Genomic DNA, 3027 nt, shown 5'->3' with positions numbered 1-3027 from the left:
GCGCTACCCCGGGGTGGCCAACGTGGGCTTTCGGCCCACGGTGGGCGCCACGCGGCCGACCCTCGAGGTGCACCTGTTCGATTTCGACGGCGATCTCTACGGCACGCGGCTGACGGTGATTCCCTGCGCGCGGCTGCGCGGCGAGGTGAAGTTCGACGACTTCGCCGCGCTGAAGGTGCAGATCCAGCGCGACCAGGCGCGAGCGCGGCGCTACTTCGGCTTGACGGACACGACGTCCAACGCGACTTTCATACGCCCTGCTGGCGAGGGCTGGCTGGCTTCGGCGCCGCTCGGGCGAGAGGCCGCTTCTTCTGATTTCCCTTCGGCGGACGACGCCGATGCTAACGACGGCTGACCGGACTATGGACTACAAGCACACGTTGAACCTGCCTGACACCGACTTTCCGATGCGCGGCATGCTGCCCAAGCAGGAGCCGGGGCGCGTTTCGCAGTGGCAGGACATGAACCTCTACCAGCGCCTGCGCGAAGCGCGCGCGGGGGCGCCGCTGTTCGTGCTTCACGACGGCCCTCCCTACGCCAACGGCAGCATCCATATCGGTCACGCGCTGAACAAGATTCTCAAGGACATCATCGTCAAGTCCAAGAACCTGGACGGCTTCGACGCGCCTTACGTGCCGGGCTGGGACTGCCATGGCCTGCCCATCGAGCACAAGGTGGAGACCACCCACGGCAAGCACCTGGAGCCCGCCAAGGCCCGCGCGCTGTGCCGCGAGTACGCAGCCGCCCAGGTCGAGACCCAGCTGGCCGACTTCGTGCGCCTCGGGGTGATCGGCGACTGGGATCATCCGTATCGCACCATGGACTTCGCCAACGAGGCCGGCGAGATCCGGGCGCTGGCCGACATGGTCGAGGCGGGCTTCGTGTTCAAGGGCCTCAAGCCGGTCAACTGGTGCTTCGACTGCGGCTCGGCTCTGGCCGAGGCCGAGGTGGAGTACCAGGACAAGAAGTCCGACGCCATCGACGTCGCCTTCCCGGTGGAGGATGCCGACAAGCTGGCCGCCGCCTTCGGCCTCGAGACCCTGGCCAAGCCCGCCGCCGTGGTGATCTGGACCACCACGCCCTGGACGATTCCCGCCAACCAGGCGCTCAACGTCCACCCGGACTTCACCTACGCGCTGGTCGACACCGGCGAGCGCCTGCTGCTGCTCGCCGAAGAGCTGGTCGAGAGCTGCCTTGCACGCTTTGGCTTGGAAGGTGACGTGATCGCCACCGCCAAGGGCCAGGCGCTGGAGCTGATCGATTTCCGCCATCCGCTGTATGATCGCCGCTCGCCGGTCTACCTGGCGGACTACGTCGAGAGCGAGGTCGGCAGCACCGGCATCGTCCACTCCGCGCCCTCCTATGGCGTCGACGACTTCAACACCTGTCGTGCCTACGGCATGAGCTTCGACGACATGCTGAACCCGGTGCAGGGCAACGGCGTTTATGTGGACGATCTGCCGCTGTTCGGCGGGCAGATGATCTGGAAGGCCAACCCGAAGATCGTCGCGGCCCTCGACGACGCCGGCGCGCTGATGGCCCATACGCCGATCACCCACAGCTACATGCACTGCTGGCGCCACAAGACCCCGGTGATCTACCGCGCCACCGCCCAGTGGTTCGTGGGCATGGACATCGCGGGCAAGGATGGCAAGACCCTTCGCCAGCGGGCGCTGGAGGCGATCGAGGCCACCCAGTTCACCCCGGCCTGGGGCAAGGCGCGGCTGCACAGCATGATCGCCAACCGCCCGGACTGGTGCATCTCGCGCCAGCGCAACTGGGGCGTGCCGATCCCGTTCTTCCTGCACAAGCAGACCGGCGAGCTGCACCCGCGCACCGTCGAGCTGATGGAGGAGGTCGCCAAGCGCGTGGAAGAGCAGGGCATCGACGCCTGGTTCGGCCTCGACCCGCAGGCGCTGCTCGGCGCCGAGGCCCAGGACTACGACAAGGTGATGGACACCCTCGACGTCTGGTTCGACTCCGGCACCACCCACCGCCACGTGCTGCGGGGCTCTCACCCGCAGGGCCACGAGAGCGGCCCGCAGGCGGATCTCTACTTGGAAGGCTCGGACCAGCACCGCGGTTGGTTCCACTCGTCGCTCTTGACCGGCTCGGCCATCGACGGCCACGCGCCCTATCGCCAGCTCCTGACCCACGGCTTCACGGTGGACGCCCAAGGCCGCAAGCAGTCCAAGTCGCTGGGCAACGTGGTCGCCCCGCAGGCGGTGATGGACAAGCTGGGTGCGGACATCCTGCGCCTGTGGGTCGCCTCGACGGACTACTCCGGCGAGATGGCGGTGTCCGACGAAATATTGAAGCGCACCGCCGACGTCTACCGACGTATCCGCAACACCGCGCGCTTTCTGCTCGGCAACCTCAACGGCTTCGACCCGGCGACCAATCAGGTGGCGTTCGACGACATGATCGCCCTGGATCGCTGGATCGTCGACCGCGCACTGCAGCTTCAAGCGCGTATCCAGACCGCCTACGACGAGTATCGCTTCCGCGACGTCTACCAGCAGGTGCACGACTTCTGCGCCCGCGACCTGGGCGGCTTCTATCTGGACATCATCAAGGATCGCCAGTACACCACCCAGCCCGATTCGCTCGCCCGGCGCAGTTGCCAGAGCGCGCTGTATCACGTGATCGAGGCGCTCAGCCGCTGGATCGCGCCGATCCTCTCCTTCACCGCCGAGGAGATCTTCGAGCACATCCCAGGTGAGCGCGGCGACAGCGTGCTGCTCGAGACCTACTACGCGGGGCTCGAGGCCCTCGACGATGACGCGCCGATGGGACGCGCCTTCTGGGAGCGGGTGCTCGAGGTCAAGCAGGCGGTCAACAAGCGCCTGGAAGAGGCGCGTAACGAAGGCGAGATCAAGGGGTCGCTGGATAGCCAGGTGACGCTTTTCGTGAGCGACGAACTCGACGCCGTGCTCTCGCGCCTGGAGGACGAGCTGCGCTTCGTGCTGATCACCTCCGAGGCGACGCTTGCGCCGCTTGCCACGGCGCAGGAGGGCGCGCACAGCG

At 66.9% G+C, this 3027-nt stretch carries 2 protein-coding genes; both read left to right on the top strand.

Annotated elements, in window-relative coordinates:
• The coding region (locus BIS11_RS13940; protein WP_301286475.1) for a riboflavin kinase at positions 1 to 355 on the top strand (355 nt) is incomplete at its 5' end.
• Positions 356 to 362: 7 nt separating this feature from the next.
• Positions 363 to 3027 (top strand): isoleucine--tRNA ligase (ileS, locus tag BIS11_RS13935; protein ID WP_253586342.1); only part of this gene is annotated, 2665 nt, incomplete at its 3' end.

Origin of the sequence: Halomonas sp. 707D4 (assembly GCF_024158685.1) — a bacterium.
Lineage (GTDB): Bacteria > Pseudomonadota > Gammaproteobacteria > Pseudomonadales > Halomonadaceae > Vreelandella.
Note: the sequence above shows the minus strand (reverse complement) of the source record. Positions and strands in the feature narration are given on the sequence as shown.